This window comes from Mesorhizobium sp. ESP7-2 (assembly GCF_020164715.1).
In the GTDB taxonomy this organism is placed as follows: Bacteria; Pseudomonadota; Alphaproteobacteria; order Rhizobiales; family Rhizobiaceae; genus Mesorhizobium.
This window is the reverse complement of sequence record NZ_JAIUGQ010000049.1, coordinates 1-20,216: the sequence shown is the minus strand read 5'-3', so window position 1 is coordinate 20,216 and position 20,216 is coordinate 1. Positions and strand designations below refer to the sequence as shown.

Below are 20,216 nucleotides of genomic sequence, written 5' to 3'. Positions count from 1 at the left end.
CGCAGGGGCGAAGACCTGTGATTACGAAGTTCGGCTGTGCGATCAGCGGCAGGCGCGATAACCGCTCTTGCGGTTCTTGATGTCGAAGTGGAAATGGTTGCGGTGATCGTAATTGTAGCCTGGGCCGAGCACGGTGGTGAAATACTGGCAGCCATCGGCGCGCACATTGTTGAGGAAGCCCCGGGTGCGGAAGGCGAACAGGCCGGGCTTGCGCACGTCGATGTCGTCGCCATTGTTGAGTTCGATGCTCATGACGTCGAGCGCGTCGCCCTTGCCGTGCTCGGACAGCACGCCTTCACCGGCGATGTTACGGCAGGAGTAACTCGAGCCCTGGTGGATGGTCTTGACGCCGGAGAAGTACCGCCAGCGGGCTGAGGGAACGAGTTCGTTCTCCGTCCAGGCGGCGAAGGTGGCCGCCATGTCGCAGGTCAGCGTCGCTGCGGGTTTCATCTGGACGCTGCCGATGGCCGAGACCTTGACCGGATAGTCGATGCCGCACTGGCCCTCATGTATCGGCGCCAGGTCGGTGTAGGCGACATCGAGGCGCTTCAGCTGCTGGCGGCAATCGGTTTCGCTGGCCGGCATCTGCTCGAGCGGCGACATCGGCTCATCCATGCGCGGATAGGCGGCCTGCGTCATATAGGGATTGGATGGAACAAGCCTCTGCAAGCCCGTATATTGCGGCACGGCCGCGGTTTGCGAGCCGACATCGACAGCAGGCTGCAAGGACAGCACGCTGCCGGTGTTGCAGGCCGAAACCGTGGCCAGTGCAAGGCCTGTGGCCAGCAATGCAGCAGGTTTCAAATTGTGCGTGGCGGCGAGGAAAACGGCGCGAAATGTGCCGGCCATTGGCGGAAATCCCAATTCTGGATATCCGGCATTTTAACGATCAAGGGTAAAGGAAAACTCAGCGCCCGCGTTCACGCCTGCGGCTGAATTGCGGCAGCGCCCCGCAACAACCGTGTTTATTGGCAGAACGTGCCGTCATGCCGGCGACGCTCCAGGTCGAGATGAAAATGCATCGCGTGGTCGGCGTCGGCGCCGGGGCCGAGCACGGTCTTGAACGGGCCGCAGGCGGCCTTGCGCACGGCATCGAGGAATTTGGCGTCCTTTTCCGGCGGCGCCAGCCCGACCTCGATTGTCTTGCCGTCGGACAGCGTGAAGCTGGCAATGTCGAGCGCGTTGCCGAAAGCATGTTCGGACAGTTTGCGCGTGCCGTTGCGCGGCCGGCAGACGAAGGCCGATGCCTGGCCGATCGATTTCAGGTTGGTGCCGAATTCGGCTTTCGCCGCCGGCTGGACGACGTCGGTGGCAAAACGCGCCACCGCCTCGGCCATCGGGCAGTTGAGCTCGGCACCGGGGGAAATGGCGATCGACTTGCCAAGCGACTTCAGCACGATGGGATAGGGGATCGAGCAGCCGATTTCGGGGTTGCTTTCGGCTTTGTGCTCCTCGAATTCGACCCCGAGCGTCTTCAGGCGCTCGCGGCAGGCGACTTCCTCGGCCGGCATCTTGTCGGCGGGAACATCGGCCGAGCGTGGATCGGGCAGCATCTTCTCCTCGTCGCCCGCGTCCGCCGGCTTTGGCGTCGGCTGCGGGGCGACGGCCGGCGGCTGAGGCTCGGGCGTCGTGGTGCCGGGCTTTGGCGTCGGTATTGGCACCACGGCTGGCGGCTCCGGCTCGCTTTCCGTTTCGGCTGGTGGTTCGGGTGGTGTCAGGCTTTTCCGATGGGCCTCTTCGTCCTTGGGCAGATTGGGCGCTCCGCCGCTCTTTGGGCCTTCAGTGTTCTGATCTTGCGGCTTTGGAGCGTCTACCTTTGGAGTGGCGGCCGGACGCGGCTCGGGCACCGGAACATCGGCGGATGGCCGGGCATCCTGCGTTTTCCGCGGTGCCGGATTTGGCAGATGCTGCCCGGCCCGCGCTCTCAACTGCCGCTTGCCTCGCGGTTTCAGCGGCTGATCGGCCCGCTGTGTCAGCGGCTGCTCCACGCGCGGGCTTAGCGGCTTGTGGTGTTTGTAACGATGTTTGGCGTCGGCCGGCATGACCAGCAGAGCAGTGACGGCCACGGCCAATGCGATCCTGGACATACGGGAAAAGCTCAGCTTTGCCATCAGCCACAAAACGGCGCTGGTCGGCTGAAGTTGCCTGGACCGGCGCTTCGACCCGATCACAATCGGTTACCTCTGCGTTACGCGCCGATCGCTTCCAGTCCCTCTTCCAGCAGGTCGGCGAGCAGCGGCATGCCGAGCAGGTATTTAGCCGTGCGCTTGTTGGCGCGCTCGCGCGCCGCGGTCACCGCCTCGGCCCATTCCGAAGCGTCGTAGTCGCCGCGGCCGACCCAGGCCAGCGCGATCAGCTCCGCGGCCTCGTCGACATTGAGGTCGTTGATCAGCTCGCGCAGCTCTTCCTCGGTGAGGTTTTCCGAGCTTTCCTCGGCAAGGCCGTCATGGTGGTGGTTGTCATGCCCGTCGCCGTCGAACTCGACCTCGTGTTCGGCGCCGTCGGCATAGTCCTCGTTGACGGCCGCACTCAGCGCCTTGGCCTTGAGAATGAACAGCCGCACGGTGTCGGGGCCGATCGTGAGATCCCAGTCCTTTTCAAGCCGCCGCTGCACGGGCCCTCTCCGTGGCTCAGTCTCATTCGAGGGCGATGATACCGGATTTGCGGCATCCGTCACCTCATGTTCTCCACGCCTGCTTTTTCCGGGATGAAACGCGGACCGCTCGGCGTTAGTGTTGCGTTGTCACACCCTCAGGAGGTTTTCCATGCATAAAAGAGTGCTGATCCAGGCGGCGAGCGCGCTTGTCGTCCTGCAGTTCCTCGCCGTGCCGGCGTTTGCCGCCGGCAGCAGCGGTGGCAGCGACCAGACTGTCACCCAGTGCAAAAAGGGCGAGGTCTGGGACAAGAAGAAGCAGAAATGCGTGCCGCCCAAGGAAGGCATGCTGGACGACGACAGCATCTATGATGCGGGCCATGCGCTGGCGATGGCCGGTCGCTATGACGAGGCGATCTCGGTTCTCGTTCTTGCCGCCAACAAGCAGGATCCGCGCATCCTCAACTATCTCGGCTACTCGCACCGCCATTCCGGCCGCGTCACCGTCGGCCTCGGCTATTACGAGGAAGCGCTGCGCATCGACCCGAATTACACGCTGGTGCGCGAATATCTCGGCGAGGCACATCTGCAGATCGGCGACCTGGCCGGCGCCCAGCAGCAGCTGACCGAGATCGAAAAGCGCGCCGGCAAGGGTTCGCGCGAATACGGCATGCTGTCCGAGCAGATCGAACATTTCATGAGAAGCTGATCGGGCCTCCATGGTTTCTCGAAGCGGCCGCGAGCGATCGTGGCCGTTTTTTGTTCGCCAGCCACTTGGCTGACAAAAGAAGGGATGATTTTAACAAAACCGATTTTTGAGCGTGAAAAGCCCGCAAAGATTGCTATATTCAGGGAAATTGCGGTGAAACGGTTCCGTTAGCCCGAGGCTGCCGGACCGTTTTCTTTTTGTACCCAACGACAAGGCTTCCCCCGAAACGCGGGGGCGGCGGCAGGAAAGGTCAGGCACTATGAACAAGGTCCCGATGACAGGCGAGGGGTTCGCGTCATTGAAGGAAGAACTGCGCTGGCGCCAGCAGGAAGAGCGGCCGCGCATCATCGAGGCGATCTCCGAGGCGCGCTCGCATGGCGACCTGTCCGAGAATGCCGAATATCATGCAGCGAAAGAGGCGCAGAGCCTCAATGAGGGCCGCGTCAACGAACTCGAAGATTATATCGCGCGCGCCGAGGTGATCGACGTCACCAAGCTCAGCGGCGACAAGGTCAAGTTCGGCGCCACCGTGGTGCTGGTCGACGAGGACACCGAGGAAAAGAAGACCTACCAGATCGTCGGCGACCAGGAAGCCGACGTGAAATCCGGCCGCATCTCGATTTCTTCGCCGATCGCGCGTGCGCTGATCGGCAAGGAAGTCGGCGACGCCATCGAGGTCAACGCGCCTGGCGGCGCACGCGGGTACGAGATCGTTCGGGTGCAGTTTATCTAGGACGTAGATCAGTAAGCTTCCGAGAGGAAAGCTGCTCAACAGTTCCGGATTGCCCCAAGCTTGACCCAGACCCAATCCGGATTTTTGTCGTCGTCAGCCCAAATTTCGATTGATACCGGTCCCGACGGGACCGGTATGTTCACATAGCGAAATGAGCTGCTGTCGCTCAAGGTGGCCACTCCGCTTGGGATATTGATCGAGCCGCTAAACAGTTTCGTCCCGCCACTCTCACAGTTCTGATCTGTGACGGTTACGACGGTCGCTCCATCGACGAAGGATAACACGCCGAAGCAAAGGCAGTCGCTCGTTGCCGAGACGAATGCCCGGCGCGCATTGTCTGGAATCGACACATTCGGCGCGGAGTCGGAGAGGAAGAGGATCGGATGTGCAGTCTCGATTTGCATCTGAAACCTCGGCATAAACCCTCCTGACGCGTCGCTCGCAATCTGGCCCCCGCGAAGATCCTACATCTTAGCCTGGGTTTTGAGAGCCATCAGCCTCTCCGCTTCCGCCATTGCCTCCGCCGGCGTCACGCGCGCGCCGGGCGCTGCCAGCAGCGTCGACGCATATTGCCCACGTGGCCCGGTCAAACCCGGCTCCGTCGCTAAAAATACCGCCACCGTCGGCAGGCCGAAGGCGCTGGCGAGGTGGGTCAATCCCGTATCGGCGCCGATGACCAGCGTCGAGTGGCCGAGGATGGCGGCGACGTCGGCCAGCGGCGATTTCGGCAGCACGACCGTGGACGGCACGGCCCCGGCGATCGCTTCGGCCACCGCCTTCTCCCGTTCGTTCGACCAGGTGGTGACCGGCGTCAGGCCGCGCTCGACCAGCAGGCGGGCGGTTTCGATCCAGTCCTCGACCGGCCATTTCTTGTCCTCACGGCTGGTGCCGTGCAGCAGGAAGGCGGTTTTGCCGTCGATGGCCGCGATCGTGCCCGCCGGCGCAACGATGCCGGAGTCGAGCGTCGAAAGATCGGGCCGATAGCCGAGCGCCAGCCCGAACAGCCGCCTTGTCCGCTCGATGGCGTGCAGCTTGCGCGGCACGGCGTAGGCGATGTCGTAGAACAGCGTGGCCGAGGGTTCGCGCGCGCTCGGCCGGTCGAATCCGGCGATCGGCGCACGCGCCTGCCGTGCCACCAGGGCCGACTTCAGCAGGCCTTGCGCATCGATGACGAGATCGTAGCGGCATTCGCGCAAGGTTCGGCGCAAGGCCGCCGCCTCGCGCCAGGTGTATGTGTCGAAAAGGTTCTTGCGCCAGCGCCTTATCGCCACCGTGTGGATGGTGCCGATCGCCGGATGCAGGGCGACAATGCCGGCAAACGCCTCCTCCACGCACCAGTCGAAAGCGATATCGGGCCGTGCGCGGCAGGCATCCTCGAGTGCCGGAAAGGTGTGGATGACATCGCCCATCGACGAGGTCTTGACGATCAGCACCTTCATGCAGCGGCCGGAAGTTCCAGCAGCCGATTGGCCGCTGCGGCGACCTGCCGGACTTCCAATGTCTTCAGGCAGTTGAGGTGGCCGAGCGGACAGATTTTCCGGTGGCAGGGCGAACAGGACAGGCCGAGCCAGACCAGTTCGCGCCGCTCCGCCAGCGGCGGCGTGTTTTCAGGCGAGGTCGAGCCATAGACGGCAACGATCGGCGTGCCGACGGAGGCCGCGACATGCATCAGGCCGCTGTCGTTGGAGACCGCGAGCCTGGCCGCCGCGATCAGGTCGATGGCATCCTCCAGCCGCGTCTGGCCGGCGAGGTCGACGACGCCCGGGGCAAGGGCTGCGATCTCCGCCGTCACATCGCGGTCGTTCTTCGAACCGAACAGGGCGACCTTCAAGCCTTTGCCCATGAATTCGCGGGCAAGGCCGGCATAGCTTTCACTTGGCCAGCGCTTGGCAGGGCCGAACTCGGCGCCGGGCATGAGGGCCACGAATTCCCGCGGCGCCAGACCGAAGCGGTCGAGCAGGGCGGCCTGGTTTTTCTGCTCCACGGTCAGCCGGGGCGCGCGGAAACTGCCGCCCTGGGCGAGCCCGAAATAGGCCTGAGCGGTGCGCCGTTTCACGGCATCGGGCAGCGGCACGATGTCGGTCAAAAGGCCATAGCGCAATTCGCGCAGATTGCCGAAACGGCGCGGAATGCGGGCAAAGAACGGGATCAGCGCCGACTTCCAGCTGCCCGGCAGGATGTAAGCCATGTCGTAGCGGCCGCGCAGCAGGCGGCCGAAGCGGCGGCGATGGCTGAATTCGAGCGCGCCGGGCTGCAGCGGAAAATCGATCTGCTGGCGGATTTCGGGCATGCGCTTGACCAGCGGTGCCGCCCAGGCCGGCGCCAGCACATCGATCGCGGCGTTTGGATGGAGTTCCTTCAGCGCCGAGAACAGGCACTGCGCCATCACCATATCGCCCACCCAGCGTGGGCCGATCACGAGGATCGTTGGGCTTTCAGCCATTCGACATAGTCTCTGACGCCGGTTTCTACTGTGCGGAATTGCCCGTTATAGCCGGCCGCGCGCAAGCGGGACATATCAGCCTGGGTAAAACTCTGGTAGCTGCCCTTGAGATGGTCGGGGAAGGGTATGAACTCGATCTCGCCCTTGCCTAGCGTGTCGATAACCGTTTCGGCGATGGCCCGGAACGGCTGGGCGCGGCCGGTGCCGCAGTTGAAGATGCCGCTCGCGCCACGCTTCCATAGCCATAGATTGACGTCGGCGACGTCGCCGACATGGATGAAGTCGCGGCTCTGTTCGCCCGGCCCGAAACCATCATAAGCGCCGAACAGTTTCGGATTTTCGCCGCGCTCGACCTGGTTGAACAGATGGAAGGCGACCGAGGCCATGGCCCCCTTATGCGCCTCGCGCGGGCCATAGACATTGAAGTAGCGCAGCCCCGCGACCTGCGAATGATCGCTGTCGAAGATCGTGCGCCTGACATAATCGTCGAAGAGTTTCTTGGAATAGGCGTAGACGTTGAGCGGCCGTTCCAGCGCCGGCTCCTCGCGAAATTCGGCGCCGCCGCCATAGACCGAAGCGGAGGAGGCGTAGAGGAAGGGCACGCGCAGCGCCTGGCAGGCGTGCAGCAGCCGTTTCGAATAGGCGTAATTCACCTCCATCATGAACCTGCCGTTCCACTCGGTGGTGGTCGAGCAGGCGCCCTGGTGGAAGACCGCCTCGATGCGGCCGAGCGAGCCGGCTTCCATGCGGGCCAGGAAATCGTCCTTGTCGAGATAGTCGGCTATCGTCAAATCGGCCAAGTTGGCGATCTTGTGACCGTCGGTGAGGTCGTCGACGACCAGGATGTCGTCATGGCCTTCGGCGTTGAGCGCGGCGACGATGTTGGAGCCGATCATGCCGGCGCCGCCCGTGACGATGATCATGAAGGCCTCTGGTTGCGTGCGATTCCGGTCCTTATAAGGGAGGCTGATCGGGCTGTCGACAAAGCAGGTGGCATAGCCGTGATGTAGAGCACCGAACTTGGCGCCGCCCCTCACCTGCCTGCCGGCATCCTCTGCCCGTCACTATACGGGAGAAGCGCCCAGCAGGGCGATGAGGGGCAGCGCCAATGCCTGTAAGAAGGTGATGGAGCGAAATCTCAGCGATTGCCTGGCGGGGAGACAGGCGTCACAGTGGCGCCGCAAAGCTGCCGCTTTTGTCGGTTCGCCGCCGACGGGATCACAAGGGGACAAAAAATGCCGTCGACCGAACTGCTGATCGCGTTCTTCGCCACCACGGCGATCTTCGCCTATATTCCAGGTCCGGCCATGCTTTACGCCGCCGCGCAGACCATGGCGCGGGGGCGCTGGTCGGGGCTGACGGCGGCACTCGGCATTCATCTCGGCGGCTATGTGCATGTCTTTGCCGCCGCCGCCGGCCTGTCCGTGCTGTTCCATGCCGTGCCGCCTCTCTACATGGCGGTCAAGCTGGTCGGCGCGCTTTACCTCATCTGGCTCGGCATTTCGCTGTTTCGCAAGCGCGTCGAGGGCGACGTGGCGCTGCCGGCGATCGAGCGCAAATCGGCCCGCCGGGCGTTTTTCGAGAGCATCACCGTCGAGGTGCTCAATCCCAAGACCGCGATCTTCTTCATGGCGTTCCTACCGCAGTTCATCGATGCCTCGGCGACCTTGCCGGTCTGGCTGCAGTTCGTGGTGTTGGGCACGACAGTCAACCTGATGTTCTCCTCGGCCGACATCGTCTGCGTGTTCCTGGCCGGCCTGGTGATCGGCCGGCTGCGGCGTTCGAGCCGGGCGCAGCGCCTGATGCAGCGGGCCGGCGGCGCGGTACTGGTCGGGCTCGGCGTCCACGTCGCCCTGCAGAAAACCTGACCTGTCAGGGTTTGCCTCCACCCCGGCGTTGCGCTGTGCCAAATTGCGGTATATCGGCAGGCATGACCGGCCGGCCTCGCAAATCTGGTGTTTCGACCTATCTGAGATCGGCGTTTCCCGCGCGTGGCAGATGACATGATCAATCACAATCCGCCTTCTCCCGAGCCCCTGCACCGCGCCATCGCGCGCTTCGGCGACGTTGCCGTGCTGGTGGTCGGCGACATCATCCTCGACCGCTTCATCAATGGCGTCATCGAGCGGATTTCGCCGGAAGCGCCGATCCCGGTGCTGCACGGGCGCGGCGAGACTTCGGCGATGGGCGGCGCCGGCAATGTCGTGGCCAACATCGTCTCGCTTGGCGCGCGCGCCATTCCGGTCTCGGTGATCGGCGCCGATACCGCCGGCGACAGCCTGGCGCGGATGCTGGGCGAGTTCGGCGCCGACACGGCTGGGCTTGTGCAGCAGCGCGGCCGCATGACCTCGTCGAAGAGCCGCTTCAGCGCGCTCAACCAGCAGGTGCTGCGTTTCGACGAAGAAGAGATCAAGCCGCTCGGCGAGGCGGAACGGGCGGAGCTGATCCGCCGTTTCCGGGACGCATTGAACCAGGCGGACATCGTCATCTTGTCCGATTACGGCAAGGGCATATTGCTGGACGGCGTCGCCGCCGAACTGATCGCCATCTGCCGCGAGGCGGGAAAGTCGGTGCTGGTCGACCCGAAGGGCCGCGACTACGCGCGCTATGCGGGTGCGACCGCCGTCACGCCCAACCGCAAGGAGCTTGGCGAGGCCGTCGGCCATGCGGTGTTCGCCGATGACGAAATCGTTGCGGCGGCGCGGGAACTGATTTCGGCGCACGGCTTCGACTTCGTCGTCGCCACACGCAGCGAAAAGGGCATGAGCGTGGTCGGCCCCGACGAGGCACGCCATATCGCCACCCAGGCGCGCGAGGTGTTCGACGTTTCGGGCGCCGGCGACACGGTGATCGCGACCTTCGCGCTGGCGCTTGCCGCCAGCGCCGATCCTGTCGCCGCGGCCTCCATCGCCAACGCCGCCGGCGGCGTCGTGGTGGGCAAGCGCGGCACCGCGCGGCTGAGCGTCGAGGAACTCACCGGCGCGCTGTTTCGCTCGCATGGTCCGACCGCGCACAAGGACGCCATCCTCGACGCCGCCTCGGCCGCGCGCATGGTGTCGGCATGGAAGGCGGAAGGCCTGAGCGTCGGCTTCACCAATGGCTGCTTCGATATCCTGCATGCCGGCCATGTCAGCCTGCTGCACGCGGCGCGCAGCCAGTGCGACCGGCTGGTGCTCGGCCTCAACAGCGATGCTTCCGTGCGCCGACTGAAAGGGCCGGGCCGCCCGGTCAACGACCAGCATGACCGCGCCTGCGTGCTCGCCGCGCTCGCCTCGGTCGATGCCGTGGTGGTGTTCGAGGAGGACACGCCGCTGGCGCTGATCGAAGCGCTTCTGCCCGACATACTGGTCAAGGGCGCCGACTACACGATCGACACCGTGGTCGGTGCCGATGTGGTGCAGAAGGCGGGCGGGCGCGTCGTGCTGGTCGATCTCGTCGCCGGCAAGAGCACCACCAGCACCATCGGCAAAATGCGCGCGGGCGGCAGCACCAATTGAGGGTTTCATGTCTGAACTGAACGATTATCTGGTCCGCTCGGCGGCCGCCATATCAGCTATGGTCGAGCGCGACCTGACCCGCGAGATGGAGCGGGCGGCGCGCGCTGTCGTGACGGCGCTTTCGTCGGGCAAGGCCTTCCTGATCGCCGGCAATGGCGGCTCGGCCAGCGACGCCATTCACATCGCCGGCGAACTGGTCGGCCGCTTCCTCAAGGAGCGCAAGGCCTACAATGTCATCGCGCTGCCGGCCAATGCTGCGGTGCTGACCGCCTGGGGCAATGATTATGGTTTCGACACGGTGTTTTCGCGCCAGGTCGAAGCGCATGGCTCGGCCGGCGGCGTGCTGCTGGCGATCTCGACCAGCGGCAATTCGCCGAGCATTCTGGCCGCCGCGGAACATGCGCGCATGATGGACATGACCGTGATCGGCCTGACCGGCGACACTGGCGGCAAGCTCAAGCCGCTCTGCGACATCCTGCTCAACGTGCCTTCGACCTCGACGCCGATCATCCAGCAGGGGCATCTGTGCCTCTATCACCATCTGTGCGAAGTGGTCGAAGCGCGCCTGTCGAATGGCTGACAGGATCGGGACGCCGCACCCACTGATCGAACCGGGCCTGTGGGTGGAGGAGGTCGGCGACAGCGTTTTCCCGGCGCGCTCACCGGCGCTGTTCCTGGACCGCGACGGCACCATCAATGTCGATACCGACTATCCCAGCGATCCGGCCGAGATCGAGTTGAGGCCTCAGATGCTGCCGGCGATCGCCGCCGCCAACCGGGCCGGAATTCCGGTCGTCGTGATCACCAATCAGTCCGGCATCGCGCGCGGCTATTTCGGCTGGGATGTTTTCGCCAAGGTGAACGCCCGCGTGCTGGAGCTGCTGGGCGAGCAGGGGGTGTCCGTCGACATGGTGCTGGCCTGCGCCTATCACGAGGCGGGCGTCGGGCCGCTCGCCATGGCGGACCATCCGATGCGCAAGCCCAATCCGGGCATGCTGATCGAGGCGGGCAGGCGTCTTGATCTCGATCTCCGGCGCTCCCTGATGGTCGGCGACAAGCTGGCCGACATGCAGGCGGGCCAACGCGCGGGCCTGGCACAGGGCTGGCTGGTCGACGGTGAGGCGGCAAGTCAGCCCGGCTTCGCCATCAGGCGCTTGCATGACGACCACGATCTCGGCGGCCTGCTCGCTGCCATCGACGCACTCGGATCGTAGGGCTTACGCCTGGTCGTTGCGCTCCGAGGCTTCGTAGAGCTTGGCCTCGGTGGCGAAGGAATAGATCATCACCGACATCGAGTAGACGAAGCCATGGCGGCCGCACAGGAAGTAGCGCTTGGCCAGGTAGAATTTGAGGAAGTTGCCGAACGGCGACAGCACCAGCCGCACCAGGCCGGGCTTCTTGCCTTTCTCGACCAGCGTCACCGCCTTGAGGCTGGAATAGGCGTTGGCCCGGGCAAGATCCTCCTCAACCGATATTTCACGGCGATGCAGCAAGACACCCTCTTCGATCGTGTCGGTCTCGCCCGGCACGCGAACGGATTCATGGACCCGCGCGGTGAGATCCATGGCGGCGCCTTCGCGGCGGAAAAGCCTGAGCAGCCTGTTGTGCAGCACCCAGCGATGGGCATAACCGTAGCCCTTCAGCCAGTCGCGGCGGCGCATGTACCATCCGCTGGCCTTGCCGCCGGCCGCCTGGGTGATGGCCACGATCGACTGCCGCAACCGGTCGTCGACACGCTCGTCCGGGTCGATCGAGAGGCACCAGGGCTGGTTGGCACGGTCGAGCGCGAATTGCCGCTGGCGGGGGAACCCCGGCCAGTCATTGTGCAGCAGCGTTATCGGATAGCCCTTGGCGATATAGCTTTCAACGCATTCGACGGTACCATCCGTCGAACCGGAATCGACGACGATGATCTCGGCACAGAAATCGATGCTTTCCAGGCACGGGCCGATCATGTCGGCTTCGTTCACGCAGATGATGAGCGCCGAGACCGGGCTTGCAAAACGGGTCATGGTCCCCTTCCCATGGCGGATTCTCCCGGAATTCATGTTGCTCGTGCCATCTGTTCTCAAGCAATTCCGGGCGGAAAACCGTTACACATTTTTCCTGGAATTGCTTGAGAAACCAGTCAAGCGCCCAGTCAAGCAGTGAAATCCGGCAGAGCTGTTCAGCCTTGTATATCAGCGTCTTTCGAACACCAACGCGGCACCGGTGTGGCGAACGTCGGGAATTCGTCGGCGCACGGGCGCTCACCCAGACTCAGGAGCGCTCGAACGAGACCAGCCCTTCGTCCTTGACCCGGCGAATGGTGAGCGCGGTGCGCACGGTATCGACGTTCGGCGTCGAGGTCAGTTCCTCGACGACGAAGGTCTGGAAGGCGCCGAGGTCGCTTGCCACGCAATGCAGCAGGAAGTCGGACTCGCCCGACACCATCCAGGCATCGCGTACGATCGGCCAGCCGCGCGTGCGCTCGGCGAAGATGCGCAGTTCGGCATCTGCCTGGTGATGCAGCCCGACCAGGCAAAAGGCGACGACATCGAGGCCGAGCGCCGGCGCGTTGAGCAGCGCGCGATAGCCACGGATGATGCCGGCCTCCTCCAGCCGCTTGACCCGGCGCAGGCAGGGCGGTGCCGAAATGCCGACGCGGTTCGAGAGTTCGACATTGGTCATGCGCCCGTCCGACTGAAGCTCGCGCAGGATCTTCCAGTCGATGGCGTCGAGGTCGGCCTTGAGGGGCATTGGGTTCTCGATGATCAGTGTGGCGCAAGAATCTTTCGCGATTTTGTAATTAAACGACTTTTGTGTCGAAGCCAGCCCTCGTCGACGCGATTTTAGGGGAGGTAACGAAAGCGCTCGCCGCGCGAATATCCGCATGGGCCGAAGCTTTCCGGGGACGACGGCCCGTCCGTCTTGCTGGCGTGGTTGGCAACCCTTACATTAACCGGGAATTCCACGTCTTTCTCCATGGCACACCGTTGTCCGCCCCGCAGAGGCTCCAAATGATCACCAAGCATGCGCCCGTTCTCATCATCGGTTCCGGTCCGGCCGGCTATACGGCGGCGGTCTATGCCGCGCGTGCGATGCTGAAGCCGATGCTCGTCGCCGGCCTGCAGCAGGGCGGCCAGCTGATGATCACCACGGATGTCGAAAACTATCCCGGCTTCGCCGATCCGATCCAGGGGCCGTGGCTGATGGAGCAGATGCTCAAGCAGGCCGAGCATGTCGGCACCGACATCATCAACGACATCATTACCGAAGTCGACCTCAATGTGCGGCCATTCCGCGCCAAGGGCGATTCCGGCACGACCTACACGGCCGATGCGCTAATCATCGCCACCGGCGCGCAGGCCAAGTGGCTGGGCATTCCGACCGAGCAGGACTTCATGGGCTTCGGCGTTTCCGCCTGCGCCACCTGCGACGGCTTCTTCTATCGCGGCAAGGATGTCGCGGTGGTCGGTGGCGGCAATTCGGCGGTGGAGGAGGCGCTCTATCTGTCCAACCTCGCCAAGAGTGTCACCGTCATCCACAGGCGCTCGGACTTCCGTGCCGAGCGCATCCTGCGCGAGCGGCTGTTGAAGAAGGACAATGTCCGCGTTATCTGGGACACGATCGTCGACGAGATCACCGGGCGTCCGGGCAAGGCACCGCTGCCGCCTTCGGTCGAAGGGCTGAAGCTCAGGCATGCCGTGACCGGCGCCGAGAGCCATCTCAAGATCGACGGCGTCTTCGTGGCCATCGGCCATGCGCCCGCGGTCGAGCTGTTCGCCGGCAAGCTGAAGCAGAAGCCGAACGGCTATCTGTGGACAGCGCCGGATTCGACGCGCACCGACGTGCCTGGCGTGTTCGCCGCCGGCGACGTTACCGACGATATCTACCGCCAGGCGGTGACGGCGGCGGGGCTGGGCTGCATGGCCGCGCTCGAGGCGGAAAAGTATCTGGCCGGCATCGAGGTGCATCGCGAGGCAGCGGAATAGGCGGCTCGCAAGACTGTTGAAAAAACGGCTTGGAAACGCCGTGTAAAAGCCCGATTTTTCATTCAGACGCCAACCGTAACGAGGGGAAATCATGGCGTTGGACTGGGACAAGCTACGCGTGTTTCACGCTGCGGCGGAAGCGGGATCGTTTACGCATGCGGCCGAGACCCTGCATCTGTCGCAATCGGCGATATCGAGGCAGGTCAGCGCGCTTGAACATGATGTCGGCGTGCCGCTGTTCAACCGCCATGCACGCGGCCTGGTGCTGACCGAACAGGGCGAGATGCTGTTCCGCACGGCCCATGACGTGCTGATGAAGCTGGAAACCATCAAGTCGCGGCTGACCGAGACCAAGGACCGGCCGTCCGGCGTGCTCAGGGTAACGACGACCGTCGGCCTCGGCGCCGGCTGGCTGACCGAGCGGGTGCAGGAGTTCATCGAACTCTATCCCGAAATCAGCCTGCAACTGATCCTCGCCAATGAGGAGCTCGACCTCACCATGCGCCAGGCCGATTGCGCCATCCGGCTGCGCCAGCCGCAGCAGCCGGACCTGATCCAGCGCCGCCTGTTCACCGTGCATTTCCACCTCTACGCCGCCCCGTCCTATGTCGCCAAGTACGGCAAGCCCGGCTCGATCGCAGAGTTGAGAAGCCATCGCATCGTCACCTTCGGCCTGCCTGTGCCGTCGCATTTGTCGGAGTTGAACTGGCTGGAGACGGTCGGTGATTTCGAGAGCGGCCGGCGCGTGCCGACACTGCAGATCAACGACATCCTGTCGATCAAGCGCGCCGTGCAGGGCGGCGCCGGCATCGCCATGCTACCGGACTATGTGATCAGCAAGGATTCCGGCCTGGTACAGCTGCTGCCGGAAACCGAGGTGCCGTCCTTCGACACCTATTTCGCCTATCCCGACGCGATGAAGAACCAGGCCAAGCTGCACGTGTTCCGCGACTTCATCATCGCCAAGGCCAGAAGCTGGTCCTTCTGATCCAAGGTCAGCTCCGCGAGCCTATCCTTTCCAGGGCGTAATCCGCGGCAGCCAGCCCGGCACGTTGCGGCGGTAGGCTTCGTATTCGGCGCCATAGCGGCCGGCGAGCGTCGGCTCCTCATAGAGCTTGACGAAGGTGATCATGGCAGCCGCCGCGATTGCCGCATAGGCGGCGATCGACCAGCTCGAGAACAACAGCGCCTGGCCGAGAATGATCGACAGCACGGCGACATACATGGGATTGCGGACATGGCGGTAAATGCCGCCGATCACCAGCCTTTCGGTCGGTGCGACGGGGGCGGGCGTGCCCAGCCCTTCCAGCGCGAAGCGGGCGAAGGCATGCAGCAGCACGGCGGCAGCGGCGACGATGAGCACGCCGCCGGCGAGGACAAGGCCGGGTACCATCGACCATGGCAGGCCCCAGCGATCGCTGAGCAGCCAGGGAACCAGCCCGGCGACCACTCCGGGAGCCGCAACCAGGAAAATGCCGCTGCCGGCAATCGCCGAAAACCTACGCATCGGTTGATCCCCGCGTGACTGCCTTTGAATTAAACCGCTGCTGCCTCATTACACATCATCAATGTTTTCGGAATTTTGGGAGCAGAATCGGCCGGGATTGGCGTTTTCGGGGCGACAATGACGCGAAAGCGCGCTTCATTTTCACGATTCTGCTGGTCCTATTGGCTCCTGGAGCGGGTTGGACCACAGCCTGTGCCTTTTTGCATGCGTGTGTTGCAAAATAGATGCTTGTTTCTTGGGCATGATGAGCACATATATAGATCATCTCCTGGACGCGTTCTCCTCCCATTAGCGTCCTCGAGTGTTCCCCTCTGGAGGTTAGCCTTAACAGGCACTTCCAATCAAACTCAGCCGGATCTTCGTTGATCCGGCTTTTTTGTTGCCTGCGTGCCACGGGGATGGCTGGAAAATTCACCAGAACTGCCGCGTAACCGTGTCATGTAACCTCTGGTAACATGACAAGGACACCCTCCATCTGCTAAATGGATCATAGGACGCGGTGTGGTTCGGACGGGAGATGGGGGCATCACTCGGACGACCCGGGCTCAGGCGGCTACCGCGTCCGAACCTTTTCCCGTCGAAGCGCGGCGACCTTACATGTGGCGGACCTGCCGTTTTTCCTCCCAAGAAAACGGTCCGCAAAACAAACGGCGTCCGGCCCCCCGGGCGTCGTTTTTTGGTTTTTGCCCCCTCGATCGTTCGAGGGGCGCTTCACACGCATTCCAAATCGGCCACCGGGCGAAATCAGGCGGCCTTGCCGTTGGCGTTCATCGCCTCGTCGGCGAGACGGCCAGTCAGCTCGGCCATATGGTCGAAAGCGGCGCGATAGCTGGCAACGCCTGACGTGGCCGACCGCAGCTCGATGATCAGATCACCGATCTCGGCCTGCGGCATGGTCGCCTCGACGACATCCCATCCAGGCCAGCCAGGCCGCGCGTCATAGCCCAGGATCTGGCCGCGCCGCTGCGGGATCAGCGCGATGATCTTCGACGTCGTGTCCGACGGAGTGACGATCTCGACCTTCATCACCGGCTCCAGAAGCACCGGCGAGCAGGCGGCCATGCCTTCCTTCATGGCGAGCTTGGCCGCCATCTGGAAGGCCATGTCGGAGGAATCGACCGCATGGTAGGAGCCGTCCGACAGGTTGACCGCGACGTCGACAACGGGGAAGCCGAGCGGGCCTGACTTGAGGTAATCGCGTATGCCTGTCTCGACCGACTGGATGTAGGTCTTGGGCACGACGCCACCGGTGATGGTGTCGGTGAACTGGAAGCCGGAGCCGCGCGGCAGCGGCTTGATCTCGATCACCACATCGCCGAACTGGCCGTGGCCGCCCGACTGTTTCTTGTGACGGCCACGCTGCTGCACCGGTTTGCGGATCGTCTCGCGATAGGGCACCGCCGGTGCATGACCTTCGACCGGGATCTGATTCTTGCCCTCAAGCCGCTCGCGCACGACGCGCAGATGCATCTCGCCATGACCCGACAGCACGGTCTCGGCCGAGTCCTGGTTGTGGCGCAGGCTGAGCGAGGGGTCTTCCTCGGCCAGGCGCTGGATGGCGGCCGACATCTTGACCTCGTCCTTGCGCTCCTTGGGGCGCAGCGCGAAGGCGAAGACCGGCTGCGGCGGCTCGACATCGAAGAGCTGTTTGGTCCCGCCCTTGGCCGAAGTGAGCGTCTGGCCGGTCTTGACCGCGTCCAGCTTGCCGAGCGCCACGGTGTCGCCGATCCTGGCGCCGGTCAGCTTGACCTGGTCCTTGCCCAGCATCCTGTAGATGCCGGAAACCTTGGCGGTGTCGCCGCCGGGCAGCCACAGCTCCGACCCGTCGGCGACCTGGCCCGACAGGATGCGCGACACCGACAGCTTGCCGCCATGCGGCGTGTGGATGGTCTTCATCACCTGGACCACCGTCGCGTTGCCGTCCGGGGGGCCGCCGAGCCGCTTGCGGGTGGCCTCGATGTCGGGCGCGTCGTGGCGGATCGTCTTCAAGAGGCGCAGCACGCCATTGCCTTTCTCGGCGGTGCCGATCAGCACCGGCGTCACAGCGCCGTCGCGCAGATCGGCGGCGAGATCGTCGAAGATCGCGTCCTTGGGCGGTTCGATCTCCTCGAGCAACTGCTCCATCAGTTGGTCGTCATGATCGGCCAGCGTCTCCAGCATGGAGAAGCGCGCCTCCAGTTCGCGCGCCTTGTCGTCGCCCGGTATCTCGGCCACCTCGCTCTCGGCATATTCGCGGTAGATGTAGGCGCGCTCCAGCGCCAGATCGATCGAGCCGATGACGACGCCGTCCTTGCGCAGCGGGATCTGACGCAGAAGCAGCGGCGCCGCGCTTGTCGGCTGCAGCATCTTCAGCGTGTCGCGCACGCCAGTGATCGCCTTGTCGACCTTGTTGAGAAACAGGATACGCGGCACGCCGAGATCGTCGAGCTTGCGCATGATGAGCTGGAGGGCAGGGATCTTCTTTTCGTCCGCCTCGGCCACGACCACAGCGACATCGCAGGCGGCCAGCACCGGTTCGGCCTCGAAGGAGAATTCGATCGACCCGGGGCAGTCGATGAAGGTGAACTGCTCGCCCATGAATTCGGTGGTGGCGATCGACGCCTCGACACTCATGGCGTGGGCGCGGGCCTCGGGCGAATGATCTGAAACGGTATTGCCGGAGGAAACCGGGTTCTGGCGGGGGATGGCGCCCGTACGGGCCAAAATGGCTTCGAGAAGTGTCGTCTTACCGCTTGCGAAGGGACCGACTATGGCAATGCATTTCGGTCCCGTGCGTCGTCCTCCGGCGCGATTACCCATGACTGACCTCCACTCAGGCGTTTTTCCTGGGGACCGACTGGCATTCATGGTTCAGGCCAAGGTCAATCGGTCCTGAGCGGCGGCCGGCCTGTTCGACCGTCGCGGGCGGGTCTGTTTCGACCTGCCCCGATTATCGTCCCACTTGTTTGCCTGGAGGGCAAGAAAAATAGGAAGCCGCGCGGCTGGCCGGCTCAGGCGCTGAGCACGAGCGGTTCGACCGAGCGGCCGGCAAGCAGTGCGAGCTTGTCGCGCGGCGCCGGCCTGCCGAAGAAATAGCCCTGGAAACGGTTGCAGCCGGCCGCCTTGGCGAGAGCGAATTCCTCCGCCGTCTCCACGCCCTCCGCCACGATGGTGACGTGCTGGATGCGCGCGATCTGCGCCAGCGCCGAGACGAAGATCTGTGCCACCTGGTCATGGGCGAGGGCGCGGATGTAGGAGCGATCGATCTTGATGATGTCGATGGGCAAGGTCTTGAGATAGTTGAAGCCGCAATGGCCGGTGCCGAAATCATCGAGGGCGATGTGAAAGCCGAGGCCGCGCAACGCTTCGAGACGCCGCAGAATCTCGGGCGTGGCGGCGGTCGCCACGGTCTCGGTGATCTCGATGATGAACTGTGACGCCGACCGGCCGGCTTCCCTAAGCACGCGGTCGCACATGGTGACGATCTCGTCGCGCTTGAGTTGCTCGCTGGAGACGTTGATCGAGATACGGTGGCCCGGGAAATGACCGATATCGGCACAGGCCCGCTTGAACGCCCATTCGCCGAGCATGTCGATCAGCGTCGAGCGTTCGGCGATCGCAATGAACTCGGACGGTGCGATCAGTCCGCGAACCGGATGGCGCCAGCGGATCAGCCCCTCGAGCGCGTGGCGGGAACCATCCGGGCTGACGATCGGCTGATAATGCAATTCGAGTTCGCCCAGATAGACCGCGGCGCGCAATTCCCGTTCGACCAGACGACGGTAGCGCTTGTCGGACAGCATCTCCTCGTCGAAGACGGTGACGCGGCCTCGGCCCGCCGCCTTGCTTTCATAAAGCGCCAGATCGGCAACCAGCATCAGTTCCGTCGTGTTCGAGGCATGGGCCGGCGCCAGTGCCACGCCGACCGAGATGGAGAGCGGAATGGTCTTGCCTTCATGCGATTTGCCGGCGCGCATGGCATCCAGCAGTTGCCTGACATCCTTGTTGATGGCGGCCAGGTCGCCATGCGGAATGATGATACCGAATTCGTCGCCGCCGAGGCGTCCGACCATGGCGCCGGCAAAGATGCGTTCCGAGGTCTTGACCAGATGCGTCAGCGTGAGGTCGCCGAATTGGTGTCCGAACGTGTCGTTCAACTGCTTGAAATGGTCGAGGTCGATCAAGAGCAAGGCCGCCTCGCGCCTGTCGCGCATGGTGCCCAGGCTTTCGTGCAGCGCCTCGAGGAAATAGCGTCTCGTCATCGCGCCGGTCATCGCATCCCTGGTGAGGAAATGATGTTTCTCGGCCTCGGCGGCGGCGGCCGACTGGAGGCGATGGACGACGCTGCTGCGCATGTACATCAATGCCAGCAAGGCGAGGCTCGTGGCCAGGATCAAGATGGCGAAGGCACTGCCGGCGGACAGGTTTCGCGAGACGTCGAAAGCCCCAAGCACTGCTGCGCCGATGCTGATCACAAGCAGTGACTGGATACCGCGATAGATCCGGCCGCTGTGGTCCTTGATCGTCGCCAGTATGCTCATCCGCCAGCCCCCGCAATGCAGGCTCACGGCTAGGGCGTAGTGACGATTTAACTACCTGAGCCAGATAGCGATAGCGGCAAGTTTGACAAAGCCCATGAAGTTGGCGAGCAGCTTGTCATATCGAGTTGCGACGCGGCGGAACTGTTTGAGTTTGTTGAAGAAGCGCTCGATGATGTTGCGCTCCTTGTAGAGATCAGCGTCGTAGGGACGCTGATGCTTTCGATTGCGCTTGGGCGGGAT

General features: G+C 63.7%; 21 protein-coding genes. 8 read left to right on the top strand and 13 right to left on the bottom strand.

What is annotated here, in order from left to right:
• Positions 1-42 precede the first annotated feature (42 nt).
• The 3 genes from LB543_RS29895 to LB543_RS29885 form a co-directional block, all read right to left on the bottom strand.
• The gene (locus LB543_RS29895; protein WP_224616684.1) at positions 43-849 is read right to left on the bottom strand and encodes an extensin family protein; all 807 of its coding nucleotides are present in this window, start codon (positions 847-849) and stop codon (positions 43-45) included.
• 116 nt (positions 850-965) lie between these two features.
• Positions 966-1,664 (bottom strand): extensin family protein, encoded by a 699-nt coding sequence (locus LB543_RS29890; RefSeq protein WP_411908799.1) that lies wholly within the window; start codon positions 1,662-1,664, stop codon positions 966-968.
• 524 nt (positions 1,665-2,188) lie between these two features.
• Positions 2,189-2,614, bottom strand: a complete 426-nt coding sequence (locus tag LB543_RS29885) for a DUF3775 domain-containing protein (protein WP_140759477.1) — start codon at positions 2,612-2,614, stop codon at positions 2,189-2,191.
• Positions 2,615-2,765: 151 nt separating this feature from the next.
• Here LB543_RS29885 and LB543_RS29880 point away from each other — a divergent pair, with 151 nt between their 5' ends.
• Together LB543_RS29880 and greA are read left to right on the top strand one after the other, a co-directional pair.
• Positions 2,766-3,302, top strand: a complete 537-nt coding sequence (locus tag LB543_RS29880; RefSeq protein WP_224616683.1) for a tetratricopeptide repeat protein — start codon at positions 2,766-2,768, stop codon at positions 3,300-3,302.
• A 259-nt stretch (positions 3,303-3,561) separates the two neighbouring features.
• A complete protein-coding gene (gene greA / locus LB543_RS29875; RefSeq protein ID WP_140759483.1) occupies positions 3,562-4,035 on the top strand; it encodes a transcription elongation factor GreA in 474 nt (157 codons plus the stop codon).
• A 35-nt stretch (positions 4,036-4,070) separates the two neighbouring features.
• Here greA and LB543_RS29870 read toward each other — a convergent pair whose 3' ends face one another.
• The 4 genes from LB543_RS29870 to rfaD are packed head-to-tail and all read right to left on the bottom strand — an operon-like array spanning position 4,071 to position 7,401.
• Positions 4,071-4,439 (bottom strand): hypothetical protein, encoded by a 369-nt coding sequence (locus tag LB543_RS29870; protein ID WP_224616682.1) that lies wholly within the window; start codon positions 4,437-4,439, stop codon positions 4,071-4,073.
• 60 nt (positions 4,440-4,499) lie between these two features.
• Positions 4,500-5,474, bottom strand: a complete 975-nt coding sequence (gene waaC, locus LB543_RS29865) for a lipopolysaccharide heptosyltransferase I (protein WP_224616681.1) — start codon at positions 5,472-5,474, stop codon at positions 4,500-4,502.
• Positions 5,471-6,478, bottom strand: a complete 1,008-nt coding sequence (waaF, locus tag LB543_RS29860) for a lipopolysaccharide heptosyltransferase II (RefSeq protein ID WP_140810325.1) — start codon at positions 6,476-6,478, stop codon at positions 5,471-5,473. The genes waaC and waaF overlap by 4 nt, the downstream gene beginning before the upstream one ends.
• Complete coding sequence (rfaD, locus tag LB543_RS29855; RefSeq protein ID WP_140759495.1) at positions 6,451-7,401, bottom strand: ADP-glyceromanno-heptose 6-epimerase; 951 nt, start codon at positions 7,399-7,401, stop codon at positions 6,451-6,453. The genes waaF and rfaD overlap by 28 nt, the downstream gene beginning before the upstream one ends.
• Before the next feature lie 312 nt (positions 7,402-7,713).
• Here rfaD and LB543_RS29850 point away from each other — a divergent pair, with 312 nt between their 5' ends.
• The 4 genes from LB543_RS29850 to gmhB all read left to right on the top strand — a co-directional run bounded on the left by LB543_RS29850 (position 7,714) and on the right by gmhB (position 11,189).
• Positions 7,714-8,346: a LysE family translocator gene (locus LB543_RS29850; RefSeq protein ID WP_140759498.1), complete on the top strand. Its 633-nt coding sequence runs from the start codon at positions 7,714-7,716 to the stop codon at positions 8,344-8,346.
• Between the two features lie 135 nt (positions 8,347-8,481).
• Positions 8,482-9,975, top strand: coding sequence for a D-glycero-beta-D-manno-heptose-7-phosphate kinase (rfaE1, locus tag LB543_RS29845; RefSeq protein WP_224616680.1), 1,494 nt, complete (start codon positions 8,482-8,484; stop codon positions 9,973-9,975).
• 7 nt (positions 9,976-9,982) lie between these two features.
• A complete protein-coding gene (locus LB543_RS29840) occupies positions 9,983-10,555 on the top strand; it encodes an SIS domain-containing protein (protein WP_224616679.1) in 573 nt (190 codons plus the stop codon).
• A complete protein-coding gene (gene gmhB, locus LB543_RS29835; RefSeq protein WP_224616678.1) occupies positions 10,548-11,189 on the top strand; it encodes a D-glycero-beta-D-manno-heptose 1,7-bisphosphate 7-phosphatase in 642 nt (213 codons plus the stop codon). Before LB543_RS29840 ends, gmhB begins: the two co-directional genes overlap by 8 nt.
• Before the next feature lie 3 nt (positions 11,190-11,192).
• Here gmhB and LB543_RS29830 read toward each other — a convergent pair whose 3' ends face one another.
• Both LB543_RS29830 and LB543_RS29825 read right to left on the bottom strand, forming a co-directional pair.
• A complete protein-coding gene (locus tag LB543_RS29830) occupies positions 11,193-11,987 on the bottom strand; it encodes a glycosyltransferase family 2 protein (protein ID WP_140759509.1) in 795 nt (264 codons plus the stop codon).
• A gap of 247 nt (positions 11,988-12,234) precedes the next feature.
• Positions 12,235-12,714: an Lrp/AsnC family transcriptional regulator gene (locus LB543_RS29825; RefSeq protein ID WP_224616677.1), complete on the bottom strand. Its 480-nt coding sequence runs from the start codon at positions 12,712-12,714 to the stop codon at positions 12,235-12,237.
• Positions 12,715-12,974: 260 nt separating this feature from the next.
• Between LB543_RS29825 and trxB the strand changes: the two genes are divergently transcribed.
• Together trxB and LB543_RS29815 are read left to right on the top strand one after the other, a co-directional pair.
• Positions 12,975-13,949, top strand: coding sequence for a thioredoxin-disulfide reductase (trxB, locus tag LB543_RS29820; protein WP_140759512.1), 975 nt, complete (start codon positions 12,975-12,977; stop codon positions 13,947-13,949).
• 91 nt (positions 13,950-14,040) lie between these two features.
• Positions 14,041-14,937, top strand: coding sequence for a LysR family transcriptional regulator (locus LB543_RS29815; protein ID WP_127873461.1), 897 nt, complete (start codon positions 14,041-14,043; stop codon positions 14,935-14,937).
• Positions 14,938-14,958: 21 nt separating this feature from the next.
• Here the strand turns inward: LB543_RS29815 and LB543_RS29810 are convergent, their stop codons facing one another.
• The 4 genes from LB543_RS29810 to LB543_RS29795 all read right to left on the bottom strand — a co-directional run.
• Positions 14,959-15,456: a methyltransferase family protein gene (locus LB543_RS29810; protein ID WP_224616676.1), complete on the bottom strand. Its 498-nt coding sequence runs from the start codon at positions 15,454-15,456 to the stop codon at positions 14,959-14,961.
• Positions 15,457-16,200: 744 nt separating this feature from the next.
• A complete protein-coding gene (locus LB543_RS29805; protein ID WP_140759518.1) occupies positions 16,201-18,255 on the bottom strand; it encodes an elongation factor G in 2,055 nt (684 codons plus the stop codon).
• 191 nt (positions 18,256-18,446) lie between these two features.
• Positions 18,447-19,976, bottom strand: coding sequence for a putative bifunctional diguanylate cyclase/phosphodiesterase (locus LB543_RS29800; protein WP_224616675.1), 1,530 nt, complete (start codon positions 19,974-19,976; stop codon positions 18,447-18,449).
• Between the two features lie 51 nt (positions 19,977-20,027).
• Positions 20,028-20,216 (bottom strand): transposase (locus LB543_RS29795; protein ID WP_224616674.1); only part of this gene is annotated, 189 nt, incomplete at its 5' end.